Here is a 17,786-nt window from a genome sequence, read left to right on the forward strand (position 1 = left end):
CAATGACGTAAAGATACAGGACAAGGACGTGGTCTAATTTATGATTCGTACACTCGCCATTACACGAGAACATCAAGTCTCCGTGAACGTACCACTTACACAGCTAGATCTGAACGATTACGCCTGGGTATGGGCGGATTTTAACCAGCCAACAGAAGAGGAAAGCCGTTTGCTGGATACATATTTTCATTTTCACCCCTTAGCTATTGAGGACTGTCTGCATGTGTTGCAGCGGCCAAAGCTTGATTATTATGATAATCTGCAGTTTCTTGTACTGCATGCACTGAATCCCAAGACGCTTGAAGCCGAGGAGGTTGACTTGTTTCTTGGAGCAAACTTCCTGGTGTCCTTTCATCATGGCGTATTGGAGGAAGTGGATGAAGCTTGGGATCGATTATTGCACCATGCACATGAACGTACGATCTGGGCGCGAGGTCCGGTGGCAGCAGCCTATACGGTGATGGATAAGCTGGTCGATCATTATTTTCCGTCTTTATTTTCCATTGAGGATGAACTGGCTGAACTGGAGAACCGGGGTGGACAAGAGTCCGTTGAAGACCTGATGAATCAGGTGTTTGACTTGCGAAGCCGATTGCTGAAGCTCAGAAGAACGGTCGTACCGATGCGGGATCTGCTCTATCGGGTGGTGAATTCCCAGCATGTGCAGCGAACAGGCGAACATACGGCTTATTTTACCGATATCTATGACCATTTATTGAAGCTGACAGATATGATAGAAGCCGATCGGGAGATGACGGCTGACCTGCGGGATAGTTATATTTCCCTGAACTCCAATCGGATGAATCAGATCATGAAGACACTTACGGTGATTACGACTGTATTTATGCCGCTCACGCTGATTGCGGGAATTTATGGCATGAACTTTGCTTATATGCCTGAGCTTCAGTGGAAGTTTGGGTATGGGGCGGTACTGCTGTTGATGTTTGTGCTTGGCGGAAGTATGGTGGCCTGGTTTGTGAAGCGTGGATGGTTTAAGTAGAACGTGTTACATTTGGATAGCGGTGAGGGTAGGTAAGGGGAATTGCAGTTAGAATTACATATAAAAAGGCCACTGGGTCATGATCTCGGGCAGTAAAAACTGTCGGAAGATGATGTTTGCCAGGTGGCCTTTCTGATTCTTCTATTAGAAGTTTTGAAAAAATGTATCCACATGTGAATAACTATTCCGTTGCAATAAGCTGTGTATAACTTATGATGACTTCCTTTTACTCCATTTCAAGAACAAAAGAAGTCGTTGCTGCCTCTTTACCATTCACAACAATCGTTAGCGTATGCAATCCAGCATAGTATTTTCTCGTTGTAATGATTTTGAACGACTGTTTGGTTGCTACCTTGGTTCTGCCTGTCGGATACATTTTATCGGAGCATTTGAATCGTTTGGGAGCTTGCTTGCCGTTTGCTTTCATATAGCCCATCTCATATTCAATTCGCAGCATCTGTGACTCACCGCTCTCATTGACCACATCAAACGAAAAATGAAGATCCTCGCCAATGGCAATCGTATCTTGTACAAGCTGAAGCTGCTCAATGTGAATGAAATTCTGCTCGTTATAACCAAAAAGACTTAGTGCTTTGGGATGTCCTTTCTTCAGTAAGGACCTGCTGGCATGTCGGACAATCCAGTCTGTGTGGGCATGTTGTCCATACCAGGTGGTGGCCAGATCCAGGACCAGTTCGGGGTGGTCTTTGGAGATGTCATTCAGATGATTGGCGACACTTTTGCGCACATAGAGGGACTCGTCCTGTTTCAATGCATGCAAAATCGGAAGTACAGGTGTTGGATCAGTGATAAAATTCTGTAGTTTGGCACCCCATGGCAAACGTGGCCTGCTGCCTTCACTGGCAAGTCTGCGGATATGCTCATTGTCGCTATCTGCCCACGCCATCATATGTTTCATCGTTTGGAGTGGATAACGTTCAATAAACGGGCGTACCGCAAACTCAGAGCTGGAATAAGGTGTGAAGAGAGTAAGATACTTCATGGATAACTCGTAATCCTCCGGGTGAAGTCCGTTCACTTCGATAAAATCCGGTACAAACAGATATTCAACGCCTCTCATATTCGGCGCGGCTTGTTCGATAATATGTAATGCTTCCTCATAATTGTCGGGCAGTACTGTAGTCAAGGCCTGTGTGATTCTGCGAATGCGCGCTTTGAATTCCAACTGTTCCCAGCCCTCGGCGAAAACCAATTCGTGAAATTGCTGTGTATCCAGCTTCGGGTTGAATTGACGCAACAGTTCACCGGTCCGATCGATTAATGCGGGCGTGTATTTGTCTTTGAAAAGTTCCATGGTCCGCCTCCTTTAGTTACTATCCAGTATACCTCAAATTACTGAAATAAGAACATAAGTTCCTGAAATATATTTGTTTGTTGATGAACGGTGTTAAGGCACCCACCTTCTGTAGGGGGTGCCTGGATGAATTTAACGTTTGCGACTTTTGGGACGGCGCTTCGTGGAATTAGATTTGCGGCGGACTGGAGTCGTGTTGCGGCGACGTGGAGTGCTCGTTTGTTTGTTCGTCCGCTTGCGCTTCCGTCTCCGGGGCGGTGTATATTCTTCATAATCTGCATCAGCTGCGCTGTTATTCGATTTACCTTTTCCAAAAGGCAGAATGCCCATAACGAGCTTCATCATCGGAGCCATCTGCTGGATCCCACCGACGACCTTCTGCATTTTACCTATTCCACTCATGATTCCATCAATACCGCCAAAGCGGTCGATCATTCCTTTTAACTCACCAATGTTGGCTAATGAAAAGCCCGAACTACCTGTAGCAGGGGCCGGTACCGGAGCTGGGGCAACAACTTGAGCTGCGCCTCCATATAAGTTCCCGCCAGTTAGACCTTGCCCATAAGGTACGACTGCAGATGCTTCGACTTCACCGAAGCCCGGATAATGGGGCTCTACTCCAGGATACATCGGTTGAATCTGAGTTTCATTTAAAGACCGCGGAACCACACCGGGCGGCATATAGGCAGAAGTACGTGCCTGCCGATGAGCATGAGCAGACGGACGTTGCCCTTGTGCTGGCTGGCGGTGATAATAATGCTGTGGCATGAACAATCACGTTCCTTCTATTGGATTTCGGAATTGCGTTCCACAAGTTTCATGACAGATGCAATATACGGTAGTGGAACTCCCTTTGGTTATACTGTATGTCATTCGCGGAGAGACGGCGTAGGCGGGTATCCCGGAAAACGGGATATTTGCGGATTTGGGCGCAAGGCATGATGGCAGGTTCCCGAAGAGTAAAATGCAGTTTAGACACAGAACTGTCACATTTTAGCGGGTTAAAATCCTACATAAGTAATCGGATATATACAGGTGAAAACTGGGAAATAGCGCGGTAATTTCGTCTGATGTGCGCGAGTGGAGGACAATAGTACCTTTTGTAAGCGGTAACATGTATTTTTATTCTGTAGTGCGTGAAATCGGTAACGCTTGAAATACCAACTCAGTGTGAGTACAATGTAGGTACACAGTAACCGCTAGGGGATGATGATGAAATGCAGCTGAAAAAGCTAAATGATAAAAGCATTGAACAACTATTTGAGGCTATTTTGACGTTAAAAGATATTGAAGAGTGTTATGTTTTCTTTGATGACCTCTGCACGGTAAACGAGATTCAATCCATGTCCCAGCGGCTGGAAGTGGCTCGTATGTTGGGTAAAGGCAATACCTATAACCAGATTGAAGCAGAGACAGGTGCGAGTACAGCTACAATTTCACGTGTGAAACGCTGCCTGAATTATGGCAATGATGGTTATAAAATGACGCTGGAACGCCTGGGACGCTAACATGAAGAAGCCGGGTGTACTCATCATCAGTCACGGTTCACAGGAGCAGACCTGGGTGGAATCCGTCGATGACGCGATCTCCCGGTTGAGTCTGCCTACGCCATTACCGGTTGAAGCCGGTTTTCTTGAACTTGTGGAAGGACGCCTGATCCAGGACGGTATCGACCGACTGGAAGCACAAGGCGTAACCGATATTCTGGTCGTACCTCTGTTCGTTTCGTCCGGAAGTACACATGTGGATGAAATTGAATATGCCATTGGTGCTAAGGAAACACCTGATCGCGAAACGGATCTCGAACCGTTTAATGTAAAGGCTCGGGTTCTCTTCGGTTATCCGGTGGATAACGATCCGGATATCGCCGTGATGGTGTGGGACAAGGTTAAGCTACTCTCGCAACAGCCTGAGCAGGAGACCATTCTGCTGGTAGGGCACGGGAGTATTCATGATGGATTTCGCCAGCGCTGGGAAGCTGGAATCTCTTCCCTTGCAGAGCTTGTGCAGGAAGTTAGTGGTGTAGCCCATACGGATTATGCATTGCTAAATCCCGAGAGCGTGTATGACAAAGTGAAGTATTGGAGCGAAGAGCGGGGGAACCGAGTTATTGTGGCGCCGCTGTTTTTGAGTGCCGGTTACTTCACAAGAAACGTAATTCCGGACCGGCTGAAGAAACTGGATTATGAGTATAGTGGTGAGACGCTGTTGCCACATCCATTGCTTGGACAGTGGCTGGAGCGCCAGATCCAGATATTGCTGGATAGATGTAATGAGGTTAAAGCTTCTTTGTGAAGTATATCAAAACCACGTCCTTGGACGTGGTTTTTTTGTTTGTTGTAGACCACTCGAACACTCGAACGAGGGCCAGGTTACCCACTTATGGGAGCGTGCAAATTCAGATGTAGTTCCAGTAGATCTATTAATTGGTCAACGATCTCCTCGGCCGGATAAGGCATGGCATTCATAATCCACCACTCCAGGAGGCCTACAGCAGCGGAAGCAAGAAACTGTATGGTAATCTCTTTTTTCATACCTTCCTGGATGCCACAGGCATCCATCTGATCCTGTACTCCCTGGACCAACAATGTCATCAACTTACTACGAAATGCCGGAATACCTTTTTTGGTTAGAAGTGTAGTATAGGTAGAGGCATGTTGTTCCAGATAACGGAAAGTTCTGAGCAGCGCATCCTTGGCCGTAACGGGTGTTGTAGTAGAGCTTTCGATCATACAGGCATCCAACAACTGCTGCAAATAGGTCTCAATGCATTGATCCAACAGGTCGAACTTGTCAGCGTAATGCAAATAGATGGTTCCGCGGTTTACATTCGCCCGATCAGCAATATCGTTTATCGTAATTTGCTCAAAATCCTGTTCCTCCAGTAACCCGACAAAAGCTTCGATTATCGCCTTTCGTGTCTTGAGTACTCGTCTGTCCATGGCCCCTCCTATGATGGTTTTCAACAATCAGCAATCATTCGTTGATTATTCAACAAAAACGGATATTTTAACGATTGAAGCACAGTAGGTGCTTTGTTACTCTTATTTTATCAACAAATGTTCATAAAGCAACGAATATTGATAAAATATGAAATAGAGGGGTAACCAATGAAGATATTAGTGTATGGTGTAGGGGTTTTGGGCAGCCAACTGGCACACATTCTGGTGCGCGGTGGAAATGATGTTACTGTTCTGGCTAGAGGGAAGCGGGCAGAGGAGCTGGAGAAGGACGGAATCGTCATCCGGCATGTTTTTCAATTCAAAACGACAGTTGATCCGGTTCGGGTAGTCAGAACGTTGGAGGTAAATGACCAATATGATCTGATTTTTGTTGTCATGAAATATAACGATTTTCCTTCCGTGTTACCTATTCTGGCAGAGAATCAGAGCAACAATATTGTGATTGTGGGAAACAACGCAGATGCACGAAGCATGCAGACCTATCTGGAAGAACATAGTCCGAGGGGAAAACAGGTCGCGTTCGGATTCCATGTAAGTGGAGGTAGGCGTGACAAGGACCGCATGTTATCCATCGGTGGAGTGAGCGCACAAATGGTGATCGGCAGTCTGGACGGTGAGATAGGCTTCAAACCTTTGCTGGATCAAGCTTTCCAACGTGTGAAATACAAGTTAAATTATTTAAGCGATATTGATGCCTGGCTGAAAAGCCATATTGTACCCATTCTGATGCTTAATGCGGTGAGCTTTAATGAGAAACGTGAGTTGATCAAGTTGGACGGGAACAAAAAGCAGATCCAACATATGATTCGGGCGATGGATGAGGGCTTCAGCGTGCTTGAGGCTATGGGTATAACGATTATACCGGAGATTCAGGCTAAAATGATTCGCAAGCATCAACGGATGATGTTTCTTCTGTTGAAGATCTATAGTATGCTTCCGGTTCATAAGCTGGTCGCGGGTTCTTTTGGAGAGATTGAGGTGTTAAATCAGGCATTTACCGATTGGAAAAAGACAACAGGTATCCCGACACCCCATTGGGACGTGCTGAAAAGAGATTTTACTCCACTTAAATAAAGTGTCTCTTGCTCATTGACCCAATACCGACTACAATAAAACCAACTAATAAAATGGGATTAAGGAGATATGAGGATGCGAGAAGTGCCCATGCGGTATGTAAAAGCGAATCAGGTCGGTATTGTATTGTTTGTTTTACTCTCGTTTGTGTTCAATCCACTTGTAGTTCTGGGCGCACTCTGGATCATTCAGGTGATTGGTCTGGCTTCCGGTAGCAAGCTTAATCTGTTTGTGCAGATTGGGAAAGTTGTGTTGACGGGTAAAGGAACAGAGACGCAGGCGGTGGAACTGCAGCGATTCAACAATATTCTGGCTGTGCTCTTCCTGTCTCTGGCACTCATCTCGTTCTCGCTTGGCTGGGTAACTGCGGGTTATGCCTTCTCTGTCATGCTTCTCGCGGCTGCAAGCGCGGCTCTGCTGGGTTACTGTGTGGGCTGCACGGTGTATTTCTGGTACAAACAGCTGCGTGCAGGGCGAAAAATCGGATTCTGAGGTTGGCGGAAGAAGTGAAACGATAATAAAACAACCTAATCTTAGATTAAGGATCTTAACGTGCGATGTTTCGAGGAGCTTTCTTGCGTTGAGCGTTAACTGAAAAATCTATAGCAATCGGTTCACGATAGCTTTATATGATAATCCCCTCAAGTGAGCTGTTCACTTGAGGGGGATTTTTTTACCTAAACCAAGCTTTGTTCAGATTGTTGGTGAAATTGTTATCATTGAAAGGTACGTTGGCACTGCCAAAGTCCGTGGTATTGAGTGCATTTCGTGCCGCAGAAGTCAGGTCGTCCCATCCGATTAAAGGTTGTATTCCCCCAACAACGTTGGTGACGCCTAGTTCATGGTTCAGTGGCCAGGTACTATTATAGGAAATTAACGGATGGTTACCTTGTGTATTGGTATTGCTCGGTGTGACGTTGGTGAACTGTCCGTGACCGGAATACGCGATGGAGAGGATCTGGGGATTGGCAGCTGCCGGATTATCTACCCACACGACGATCCCTTCCCAATCATGACGATGGCCGAGTCCAGGGGAGGGGGAGTCTTTGGGAAAATACCAGGAATACATAATGGCCCACACTCCGTTGTGCCATGCCGAGCGGGAGTAGATCTGTCCTGTACTTGAGCTACAGTTTCCATTCGATGACCCGGATGTATTCAAGCCAGCACTGGTATTGCCCTGTTGATCGACCGCGGGGAAAGGAACACAACCATGATAGACTTTGAGAAAAGGCTGAAAACGCTTGGCTGCTTGTTGCGTCACGGTGACTGGGGAGACTTCCTGAAATCCGACAACCTGATCATGATTAATTGCTGCTGCTTCAACAACGGTAACCCAAGGAATACATGCCATAAGAAGGACCAGGAGCATTAACACGATTTTTTTCATTCACAGTTCTCCTTCACGGGGATGGTGTGGTGCGAAGTTGAGGTTGCAATAAGACTATAATGGAAAAAGATTTGTATTATTTATATTTTTATCTTAAGATTTGTAAATTTGTAGCATATCTATGTCATAATCACATGAAGGTATCGAAATTGAAGACTAATTCCTGTCCAAGCGGGCAGAATGGTTGAATAATGAGACTATTTTACATAAAAGGTAGTGGGACAGATTCAGGGTGGGTGCAGGGTGTTTATTGGGTAGTGGAAGAATCTGTGGATACATATATGAAAATATATACTTATAGATTACATGCTAGGACATCTTTACATTTGATGATATGATAGGAGTTAAAGGCTTTGGAATGAGAGGGAATTCCTGATGCATAGATATAGGTAAGACGAAAGATTAGAGCAGAATGAACGGAAGTTCATTGTGGTGTTAAAATTTTGCCCTTTTGTGGACTGATGCAAGGTAAGATTATGAGGTCGTATAGACTCATGGATAATGTGGAATAGGTGGCGTATGAGATGAAAAAAGCTCGCTTAATATATAATCCGACCTCAGGCCGGGAAGAAATGAAGAAACGTCTGGCTGATATTTTGCAGCGTTTGGATCAAGGTGGTATTGAAGCTTCATGTCACGCAACAACGGGTGAGGGTGACGCAACCCGCGAAGCCGAACTAGCGATTGAACGCGGATATGACATGATTATTGCTGCTGGTGGCGATGGTACGTTGTACGAAGTGATCAACGGCATGGCCGAGCGGGAGAATCGTCCGCCGCTGGGTGTGTTTCCTTTGGGAACAACGAATGATTTTGCACGTGCACTCGGTATTCCGAGACAGTGGGAAGATTACGTGGATCTGGTTATTAACCAGCAGCTTCGTCCGCTCGATCTGGGCAAAGCGAATGATAAATATTTTATCAACATCGCTGGTGGCGGCTCGTTAACTGAACTGACCTATGAGGTGCCGAGTCGTCTGAAGACGATGATTGGGCAACTGGCCTATTATATGAAGGGTATTGAGAAAATGGCGAGCCTGTCTCCTCAGGAGCTGATTATTCGCGCCGACGGTCAGGAAGAGATTCATGATGAATTCATGTTATTCCTCATCGCCAATACCAATTCAGTTGGAGGCTTTGAAAAGCTGGCTCCAGGTGCCACCATTGATGATGGTCTGTTCGATGTGATCGGTGTCCGCAAATGTAATCTGGCTGACATGATCCGTCTCGTCACGCTCGCGCTGCGTGGGGAGCATCTGAACGACAAGAAAGTGGTTCAATTCCAGACGAGTCATATGGAAGTTACCTCGCCAGGCTATGTGCAGCTGAACCTTGATGGAGAGTTGGGCGGCACGTTGCCAGCTACATTTACGAACCTCAAGCATCATCTGCAATTGTTTCGTTAAGAATGTGGGTGCTGGGAGCAATGCTAGTCGCTTGCGAAAAGCAATGTTGAGCGTCTCATAAAAGCTATGATACTACAGCGGTGGTTGCACAGTATCGCATAACTGTTGAGGAGAGTTGGATTCAGCTCTGCAGTAAGGTGAGATGGAAGTGGATTTTCCAGTTGCCGTGTATGGTGGGATCGCGTATAATCTCATGTGGTCACCATGCGTTGAGCGGATATGGGGTACATTGTGATATGCGTGTGTGAACGTGAACAGCGAAAAGTGTACATTGAACGGTGAAAGTTAAAAGTGTTGTTCTTGTTCGATGGTACTGCAATGTGATGCACCGTGCTGAAAATAGCAGTTTGGTCGAGTGCCGGCGGCTAACGAACTCAGGAAGCCTTAGTGTGGCGAAATCACCCAAGCTGCGAATCTAACGAATCTCAACGTCGTTATTTTGGAGAAAATGATCTAATAAGGTCGTAAAACACCATCTGAGGATGTTATAACGTTTCTGAAGTTCATTAGAAATTCGGAACGTTATTTTTGATGTGATACCATATAAGAAGAAAGAAGTGAATGTACGTTGTCTAATACGAACCGCAGCGGTCGTGGAAAAAACCGCCGGAATTCGGCTGCCTCTCAGGGGCAAGGGAACGCTTCAGCGTCCCGTCAGCCAAGTCAATCATCTCGTCCATCACCACGTCAGCAAGGAAAAGAGGTGCGGCCACAAGGCGCATCTCTTTCTGCCGTTCGTCCAAAGGGGAGAACGCGTGAATCTGCACCAATCGAAGGTCTGCCCGTTAGCAAAAATGAAGAGACTGTCATCGACATCATTGGCATGAACCATGACGGTGAGGGTGTAGGTCGTGCGAATGGATACACGCTCTTCGTACAGGGTGCGCTTCCGGGTGAAACCGTACGCGTGCGCGTGATGAAAACCAAGAAGCAGTATGGCTACGCCAAGTTACTGGAGATCGTGAAGGCAAGCCCGGATCGTGTGTCCGCGCCTTGCCCGATCTATGATCAGTGCGGTGGCTGCCAGATCCAGCATATGAGCTATGCCGGGCAGCTTGCCTGGAAACGCCAGTTGGTAGTCGATAATTTGCAGCGGATTGGCAAATTGAACGTGATGGTGGAGGATGTAGAGACGTTGGCATCCAACCTGCAGGATGATAAAGTGGGCGCCGAACAGCACATGCAGGATGACGCTTCAGCTGGTGATGCGAATCAGACAACTGAACCTGGACAAGCATCTTCTGAAGCACAAATGATCGGCAGCAATCGTATTCGACTTCGTCTCGAAGGTGTCATGAACGAAGAAGATACGGAGCAGGGCATTCGCGTACTGCCTACGATGGGCATGGACGAGCCATGGCGCTATCGCAACAAGGCACAGGTACCTATCGGCGCAGCCGAGGGTGGCTTGGTAGGTGGATTTTACGCCAAAGGAAGCCATCGGATCATCGATATGGAGAGCTGCCTCATTCAGCATGAGCACAATGACGAAGTGGTTGCGAAGGTGAAGGAGATCGGCAGTCATTTTGGAATCAGTGCATATAACGAAGAGACAGGTCGCGGTCTGCTGCGCCATGTGGTTGTGAAGAAGGCGTTCCGTACAGGCGAGATGATGCTTGTTCTGGTTACGAATGGTCGAGACATTCCGTACAAAGACGAATGGATTGGCAGTATCCGTGAAGCCATTCCGCATGTTGCGAGCATCTGCCAGAACGTGAACAAGAAGCAGACCAACGTTATCTTTGGCGATGAGACCCGCGTCCTGTGGGGCCGTGATGTAATCTATGATTATATCGGTGATGTGCAGTTTGCCATCTCGGCGCGTTCGTTCTATCAGGTGAATCCGGTGCAGACGGAAGTACTGTACGGGAAAACGGTGGAGTACGCCGGACTAACCGGCAAAGAAACCGTAATTGATGCCTATTGCGGCATCGGGACGATTTCTCTTTTCCTCGCGCAACATGCGGATCAGGTCTATGGGGTTGAGATCGTTCCCGAAGCGATTGAGGATGCTCGCAGCAATGCGCTCTTGAACGAGATGCGTAACGTGAAGTTTGAAGTTGGCGCATCCGAGGACGTTATCCCACGCTGGAAAGAACAAGGTATCGAAGCAGACGTGATCGTTGTCGACCCGCCGCGTAAGGGCTGTGATCCACGTTTGCTGGAAACGATCCTGGAGATGAAGCCGGAGCGCGTGGTGTATGTGAGTTGTAATCCGAGCACGTTGGCACGTGATCTTCGTGTACTGGAGGATGGCGGATACCGTACGGTTGAGGTAACACCGGTAGATATGTTCCCGCATACGGTGCATGTGGAGTCGGTGGCGATGTTGATCAGATAAGATTAATAGTTGAGGTATATTGGCGTGGAATAGTAACGAAGTGGGTCAATAGCCCGCTTCTTTTTTATGCTTAATGTGGGCTGTGCAGATAGATGTCCTTTCTGTACCCAATATAAAAGTCCACAAAAGGTGTTCTTCAACTTGAATCGCAAGGACGGAGAGTGATTGTTTCTTTGAATCTTATTATTGTTAATGATCTGAGCCACCCCATGTAAGTATCAAAAATGCAGAAAAAGCCGCCCCTGCTAACACAGGGAGCGACCGCTAACCAACATGTGAACGGGCAGGAAAACTTGGGCTTCTGAACATCTCACAGCTTAATTATACAAAAAGTCTACATTTCGTAAGAGTACTGTAACTCTCTTATGGCACAACATTAACGCGGCGGGGGAAATCAAAATCTTACCCACCCCCACTAATAGTTTACTTCCTCTTAGCAGGTCTCCATTTAAAACCGCAGTTCATACAGCCGTTTACAATTTCACCTCTCCCAACGAATCCAATTAGGATGCTTACGGGTAAAGATATAAAGATTGATATCCCGAAAATAACTCCGATGATAGCTATCAAACCTTCAACAATTCCACCTCCACCTCCAGTGCTACTTCCACCAATTCCAACTTCTACATTCATGTGATAAGAATAAGCTCCGATCGTACCGATTAAGACTAATATGAGAGGAAATAATCCCATCCACCACAGTGTTTTAAACAAGTTTGCGAAACTGTACCCTCTTTTATTGGCTACTACTTGCTGTGACTTGCATTTGCGGCATGCAACAGCTGCAGTATTCGATTGACTGACAGCTCCCGCTGTTTGGTTTAGAATAGCCTTGTTAGATTGGGCTTGCGTTGTCCTGTTGGGATGATTGACTATGGGTCTAGTGGTACGTTGCACTTCTTTTGACTCCCTCCTGATGGCCTATTATAGATATGTATTTAGAACTAATTCTGCAAAACTTTCCAAAACCTCTTTACAGCCTTTCTATTCTAGTATTATTCGCATTTGCTCAAGCACATAGAGCGAACATTGATAGCAAGGGAGATGATATCAAGGAAAACCGAAAGAAATTCTAATGGAAACAAGTCATTTATTGGTCTGTTACTGCCATTGATTGATGCTGAGATTGACAGGATTATGGAACAGCAGGATGATTTGATGGGTAATGATAGTAGCGCCAATACACCTCATAGTGAATAGCTAGCGTAACTATGAGGTGTGTAGTATATATTAATTTGTCAACGGGGATATTGCCACAGTAATTAATTCAACGCAACACAGTGGATGAGACTTCCGTTCGTCGGATGATGGTTTATATAATCATTAGTAGAGTTGATGGTGGTCTGAACAATATCCAATTTCCAGTTTATCCGTTTTCGATACCTGTGTTTTGTTCAGTGTTTTCTAATGCCGAGGTAAGACGTGGCAAAGGTATACCTAACTTTTGGGCTTCTTTCACAACTTCAAGTACTGCAAAACTGGACGTACTATTATTGTATTCAATGAAAAGTCGTGGTAAGCTGCCTTTTGCAAAAATAACCTTGTTAAACAGCGTTCCGAGAAGTACTGGTGGAATCTTAGTCAACAGTAGAGTAATCGCGTCCATCTTTGCGCCTCTTGCTTTAAGAATAGGCTTCATTTCTCGCATACTCTTACCGACATTTGCGAATGAATCACCATGATTCAAGAGTGCTGGGAAACTTCCTCGTTTTAACACCTCGGTCTCCATCGCCGCATTCATGGCATAGTGATTCCATAACCAGCTTTGCATACCCTTGATCCAATTGATTTTAAATTTGGCGCTTTCAAATAGTTCTTTGACCTTGTTGTTGATCTGTTCCGTGCCTATCCGTGGTTTTTCCAGAAATATCATCTTTAAAAAGCCGCCCCTAAGCTTATTGTCCTCAATGCCGCCTCCTGCTCCTGGGAACCCAAAGACAACATTGTTCATAGACAGGGGCAAGATTGATGATTTTAAATCCTGCCAAATATTATTGAATATTAGGATCGGGGTGTTACCAGCAGTAGTCGAAAGTATTCTTGCTGCTTCGGGAAGTTGTTCCGTGTTGACACTCGCAATAATGAGATCATAATTTGGGTTTATCTCCTCATGCAGCTTGATTTTCCAGCTTTCTTGGATGAACTGTTTTCCTCTTCGTGCGTCCCACATTTCAAGAGCGATATGACTTCCAAATGTTTCTTTCCTCCCTTTTCTAACGTAAAACTCAACGGTATGCCCTGCCTTCTCTAAAGCCCAAGCGTATTGGGTCGATATTACACCTCTACCGAAAAATAAAATCCTCATCTTAGCCTCCTAAAATCCATATTCATCTTTGTCGATAATCCAACAACGTGTTGTATAATGTTATTGTATAGATTCACTATTTGATCATCAACCATCAGATTTTTAATATCTGTCGTATAATCAATCCAATAGAAAATGGAGGTCAAACATGAATAAGCAACCTGAAATTACGGAAAAAACAAGGCAGACATTTATAAATGTATTCTGTGATTTATATTGCCGAAAACCAATCGAAAAGATATCCATTCAAGAGATTGCTAACCAATCAGGATATAATCGGAGTACATTTTATCAATACTTTACAGATATCTATGATTTGTTGGACTGCGTTGAAGAGAGGATTTTAAAATCCATTAAGGAGGAAATGGCAGGAAGAGAGTTTTCTACACATACTATCCAAGATGCACTTCAATGCTTGGAAAATGCAGAGGAAATTTCAGTTCTTAAAGCTGTATTGGGCGATTATGGTTCTGTTCATTTTGTGGAACGCTTGAAAAGAGAAATTCCCTTTGAGCGATTGATTATGGATTTTTCAACAGATGATGTCTTGGCACCATACATCATTGAGTTTTACATATCAACATTAATATCTATGTTTCGTCTTTGGATACACAGAGACAAAGATCTATCGTCGGAGGAATTAATCAAACTGATCGATAGTCTATTTTCAAAGGGGATAACACCGTATCATATCTTTGGCACGGTCAATCCGCAACGCTCTGGAGTGTAGCGATGATAGTTGAAAAGCGAAACATAAACATAAGGGGGGCTCGAGAATATATAAATTCGCGAGCCCCTTTTTTGTCTTTGTTTTAATACCATCCAATCCATTAACTATGGTAGTCTAAAACTCGCTAACGTCCCAGGCGGTAATTAATATACGTGCACACCCGTACCAAGCACGGATTTGTTTTGTACGGAATTACCGGAGAGATACACCTTTTGCAGATTAGGCAGCTGACTTAGAGTCTCGATATTGGAAATGGCATTGTTCTCGAGATGAAGCTCAAGTTCCATGTCCCCCGATTCCATTTGCAGCTCAGTACAAATCATTCGTTCAGGCGATTTTATTATAGGAGGAACCGCTACTCAATGCTGAATATTGTCGTTCCAACACATAGACATCATAAATTTTGCTTTTTTCCACTTTGCAATAAAGATGGAATCTGATAGGATAAGTTTATAAATACGATGGTTTTAGTGAGGATTAAAAAGGAGGCCGCCTTGCCATGCAAGAATTAACACATCTGGATCAACTTGAGGCTGAAGCGATATACATTATCAGAGAAGTAGCAGCGGAGTGCGAGAAACCGGTCATGTTGTATTCCGTCGGCAAGGACAGCTCGGTCATGTTGCACTTGGCCCTAAAGGCTTTCTACCCCGAGAAGCCGCCGTTCCCATTCATGCATATCGATACAACCTGGAAATTCAAGGAAATGATTGAGTTCCGCGACCGAAAGGCGAAGGAATTTGGTATCGAGATGATCGTGCACTCAAATGAAGAGGCTATTCAACAAGGAATTAACCCCTTCGACCATGGTTCCGCATATACCGACATTATGAAAACCACAGCCCTGAAGCAGGGATTGGACAAATACGGATTCACGGTTGCGTTCGGTGGCGGAAGACGTGATGAGGAGAAGTCGCGTGCGAAGGAGCGGATTTTCTCGTTCCGGAACAAGAATCACTCGTGGGACCCGAAGAACCAACGTCCGGAGATGTGGAAGCTGTTCAACACGCGAATCAACAAGGGTGAGAGCATTCGAGTCTTTCCGCTGTCCAACTGGACTGAGAAGGATATCTGGCAATACATTCGTCGGGAGAACATCGATATCGTTCCGCTTTACTCCGCCGACGTAAGACCGATCGTTAATCGTGATGGGCATATCATCATGGTGGATGACGAGCGGATAAAGCTTGAGCCTGGCGAGAAGATAGAGATGAAGAAGATTCGCTTCCGCACGTTGGGTTGTTACCCGCTCACGGGCGGAGTCGAGTCCGATGCCGTCACGCTGGATGAGATCATTGAGGAGACATTGGGTGCGTTATCTTCCGAACGGACCAGTCGGGTTATCGATCAAGAAGCGGCGGGAAGCATGGAACGACGCAAACGGGAGGGCTATTTCTAACATGAAGAGTCTACTTAAATTCATTACCTGCGGAAGTGTTGATGATGGCAAGTCCACGCTGATCGGACATATGCTCTATGAGGCCAAACTGCTGTTTGCCGATCAAGAACGCGCGCTTGAGCTCGATAGTCGATTGGGAAGTCGAGGCGGCAAAATCGACTACTCGCTGCTCCTGGATGGTTTGCTGGCCGAACGCGAACAAGGGATTACCATTGATGTGGCATATCGTTATTTTACAACGTCTCATCGTTCCTTCATCGTGGCGGACACACCGGGACACGAAGAGTATACGCGCAACATGGCTGTAGGCGCTTCCTTTGCCGATCTTGCCATCATTCTGGTGGACGCTACCAAAGGCATCATTACCCAGACCAAACGCCATGCCCGGATCTGCGCCCTGATGGGGATCAAGCATCTCGTATTGGCTGTGAACAAGATGGATCTGGTCGGCTTCGATCAGAGGACGTTCGAGGCAATCAAGGAAGAGTTCATCCAAACGACGGCCGAATTCCAAATCAAGAGCATTCAGGTCATTCCCGTGTCCGCTACGGAAGGGGACAACATTACAACCCAGTCGCCGAATGCACCCTGGTACGAGGGGTTAGCATTATTGCCGTATTTGGAAAGTATAGATGTTCATACTACCGATGATACGAAGCCATTCATGATGCCAGTTCAGCGTGTAAGCAGACCGGACCATACGTTTCGTGGGTTCCAGGGCCAGATCGAGGCTGGAAAGATTTCGGTCGGAGACGAACTCATGACTCTGCCAAGTCGGGAGAAAGCCAAGGTTAAGCGGATTTTGGTGACGGACCAAGCTCAGGATTCGGCTTATGCTGGCCAACCAGTTACGATACAACTGGACCGTGAAGTTGATGTCTCGCGGGGTTGCGTGCTCACGATGGACAATCAAGTCCAAGAAGCTGACAGCTTCGCTTCTACAATCCTGTGGATGGACGATTCCGTCCTGACTCCGGGCAAGCATTATTGGGTAAAGGTCGGAACGAAGACTCTTCCAGGCACTGTAACGGCGATTACCCATAAAATTGACATTAACACGGGCCATACGGTTCCGGCCGATCAAATTGTTAAGAACGAATTGGCCAAGTGTGAATTCACACTGTCGGATCAGATCGTCTTCGATTCCTTTGAACACAATAAGAGCATCGGAGGTTTTATCCTCATTGATCGTGTCACCAACATGACGTCCGCTTGCGGAGTCATTGATCAAGCTCTGAAGGGAGAAAGCCGATTTGCCACGCTGGATACGGGGATCACGAGAGATGTTCGCGCCCAGCAGAAAGGACAATCTCCGCTCACGGTATGGTTTGCTGGCTCGGATACGGTAGATCTCACCAAGGAAGTGGAGAAGCGACTAATGTCATCCGGTTACCATACGATGCTGCTTGAGAGCGTCAGTGGAGAAACGCTCCGCGGAACGGCGGAGATGGCAAAGGTGTTGAACGACGCCGGCCTGATCTCACTGGTATCCCATGATTCTATCAGTGCGGGCGAACTTGAGACAGCTCGAGAGATCATCGGGGGCAAAGGATTTATCGAAGTTAACGCGGACGAGATCGGCGGAATGTCCATCCAGGATGCCGCGAAATCCGTGGTTAAACGAGTCGTGCAATCCGTTATCGATCACAGTCCTTCGAATAACTACGACATTTAATAAGCATGTCCGATAAAGCGGTTGCCAATCAGGCAGCCGCTTGTTTGGTTCGTCAAGATCCCTTTATATGGGGAGACTGATCTTTGGATGCCAACATCACCCGTGCTGAGGTTGCAGCAATCGTCCAAAGAATATTGAAGGCTTCTGACTTGATTTAAAGCACCGAAAGGGTTCCCCCATGCAGGAAG

At 46.2% G+C, this 17,786-nt stretch carries 17 protein-coding genes; 10 read left to right on the top strand and 7 right to left on the bottom strand.

The window, feature by feature from the left end; all coding sequences use genetic code 11:
- Nucleotides 1–40: 40 nt before the first annotated feature.
- Nucleotides 41–1,000: a magnesium/cobalt transporter CorA gene (gene corA / locus MHH93_RS22245; RefSeq protein ID WP_500055796.1), complete on the top strand. Its 960-nt coding sequence runs from the start codon at nt 41–43 to the stop codon at nt 998–1,000.
- Nucleotides 1,001–1,226: 226 nt separating this feature from the next.
- Here the strand turns inward: corA and MHH93_RS22250 are convergent, their stop codons facing one another.
- Nucleotides 1,227–2,315, bottom strand: a complete 1,089-nt coding sequence (locus tag MHH93_RS22250; protein ID WP_500055797.1) for a DNA alkylation repair protein — start codon at nt 2,313–2,315, stop codon at nt 1,227–1,229.
- A 132-nt stretch (nt 2,316–2,447) separates the two neighbouring features.
- Nucleotides 2,448–3,083, bottom strand: coding sequence for a tyrosine protein kinase (locus MHH93_RS22255; RefSeq protein WP_500055798.1), 636 nt, complete (start codon nt 3,081–3,083; stop codon nt 2,448–2,450).
- A gap of 449 nt (nt 3,084–3,532) precedes the next feature.
- On the opposite strand from MHH93_RS22255, the gene MHH93_RS22260 reads away from it, so the two are divergent.
- On the top strand, nt 3,533–3,823 hold the full coding sequence (locus MHH93_RS22260) for a YerC/YecD family TrpR-related protein (RefSeq protein WP_017690665.1): 291 nt from the start codon (nt 3,533–3,535) through the stop codon (nt 3,821–3,823).
- 1 nt (nt 3,824) lies between these two features.
- Nucleotides 3,825–4,610 carry a sirohydrochlorin chelatase gene (locus MHH93_RS22265; RefSeq protein ID WP_500055799.1) on the top strand — a complete coding sequence of 262 codons (786 nt, stop codon included), beginning with the start codon at nt 3,825–3,827 and terminating at the stop codon, nt 4,608–4,610.
- Nucleotides 4,611–4,687: 77 nt separating this feature from the next.
- Here the strand turns inward: MHH93_RS22265 and MHH93_RS22270 are convergent, their stop codons facing one another.
- Entirely contained in the window at nt 4,688–5,257 is a 570-nt protein-coding gene (locus MHH93_RS22270; RefSeq protein WP_500055800.1) for a TetR/AcrR family transcriptional regulator, read from the bottom strand.
- A gap of 168 nt (nt 5,258–5,425) precedes the next feature.
- Between MHH93_RS22270 and MHH93_RS22275 the strand changes: the two genes are divergently transcribed.
- Both MHH93_RS22275 and MHH93_RS22280 read left to right on the top strand, forming a co-directional pair.
- On the top strand, nt 5,426–6,352 hold the full coding sequence (locus tag MHH93_RS22275; RefSeq protein ID WP_500055801.1) for a ketopantoate reductase family protein: 927 nt from the start codon (nt 5,426–5,428) through the stop codon (nt 6,350–6,352).
- A gap of 75 nt (nt 6,353–6,427) precedes the next feature.
- Nucleotides 6,428–6,844: a DUF4395 domain-containing protein gene (locus MHH93_RS22280; RefSeq protein ID WP_500055802.1), complete on the top strand. Its 417-nt coding sequence runs from the start codon at nt 6,428–6,430 to the stop codon at nt 6,842–6,844.
- Between the two features lie 181 nt (nt 6,845–7,025).
- On the opposite strand, the gene MHH93_RS22285 is transcribed toward MHH93_RS22280, so the two are convergent.
- Complete coding sequence (locus MHH93_RS22285; protein WP_500055803.1) at nt 7,026–7,742, bottom strand: NPP1 family protein; 717 nt, start codon at nt 7,740–7,742, stop codon at nt 7,026–7,028.
- Between the two features lie 524 nt (nt 7,743–8,266).
- Between MHH93_RS22285 and MHH93_RS22290 the strand changes: the two genes are divergently transcribed.
- Together MHH93_RS22290 and rlmD are read left to right on the top strand one after the other, a co-directional pair.
- Nucleotides 8,267–9,148, top strand: a complete 882-nt coding sequence (locus tag MHH93_RS22290) for a diacylglycerol kinase (RefSeq protein ID WP_500055804.1) — start codon at nt 8,267–8,269, stop codon at nt 9,146–9,148.
- Nucleotides 9,149–9,716: 568 nt separating this feature from the next.
- Complete coding sequence (gene rlmD, locus MHH93_RS22295; RefSeq protein ID WP_500055805.1) at nt 9,717–11,489, top strand: 23S rRNA (uracil(1939)-C(5))-methyltransferase RlmD; 1,773 nt, start codon at nt 9,717–9,719, stop codon at nt 11,487–11,489.
- Nucleotides 11,490–11,912: 423 nt separating this feature from the next.
- On the opposite strand, the gene MHH93_RS22300 is transcribed toward rlmD, so the two are convergent.
- Nucleotides 11,913–12,122, bottom strand: coding sequence for a hypothetical protein (locus MHH93_RS22300; protein WP_500055806.1), 210 nt, complete (start codon nt 12,120–12,122; stop codon nt 11,913–11,915).
- Nucleotides 12,123–12,855: 733 nt separating this feature from the next.
- Nucleotides 12,856–13,794, bottom strand: a complete 939-nt coding sequence (locus MHH93_RS22305; RefSeq protein ID WP_500055807.1) for a ketopantoate reductase family protein — start codon at nt 13,792–13,794, stop codon at nt 12,856–12,858.
- A gap of 148 nt (nt 13,795–13,942) precedes the next feature.
- Between MHH93_RS22305 and MHH93_RS22310 the strand changes: the two genes are divergently transcribed.
- Complete coding sequence (locus MHH93_RS22310) at nt 13,943–14,524, top strand: TetR/AcrR family transcriptional regulator (RefSeq protein ID WP_500055808.1); 582 nt, start codon at nt 13,943–13,945, stop codon at nt 14,522–14,524.
- Nucleotides 14,525–14,667: 143 nt separating this feature from the next.
- Here MHH93_RS22310 and MHH93_RS22315 read toward each other — a convergent pair whose 3' ends face one another.
- A complete protein-coding gene (locus MHH93_RS22315; RefSeq protein WP_500055809.1) occupies nt 14,668–14,811 on the bottom strand; it encodes a leucine-rich repeat domain-containing protein in 144 nt (47 codons plus the stop codon).
- Nucleotides 14,812–15,023: 212 nt separating this feature from the next.
- On the opposite strand from MHH93_RS22315, the gene cysD reads away from it, so the two are divergent.
- Nucleotides 15,024–15,923, top strand: coding sequence for a sulfate adenylyltransferase subunit CysD (gene cysD, locus MHH93_RS22320; RefSeq protein ID WP_500055810.1), 900 nt, complete (start codon nt 15,024–15,026; stop codon nt 15,921–15,923).
- Nucleotide 15,924: 1 nt separating this feature from the next.
- On the top strand, nt 15,925–17,598 hold the full coding sequence (locus tag MHH93_RS22325; protein WP_500055811.1) for a GTP-binding protein: 1,674 nt from the start codon (nt 15,925–15,927) through the stop codon (nt 17,596–17,598).
- Nucleotides 17,599–17,786 lie beyond the last annotated feature (188 nt).

The sequence above is a fragment of the Priestia sp. FSL H7-0729 genome (assembly GCF_038005685.1).
GTDB lineage: Bacteria > Bacillota > Bacilli > Paenibacillales > Paenibacillaceae > Paenibacillus.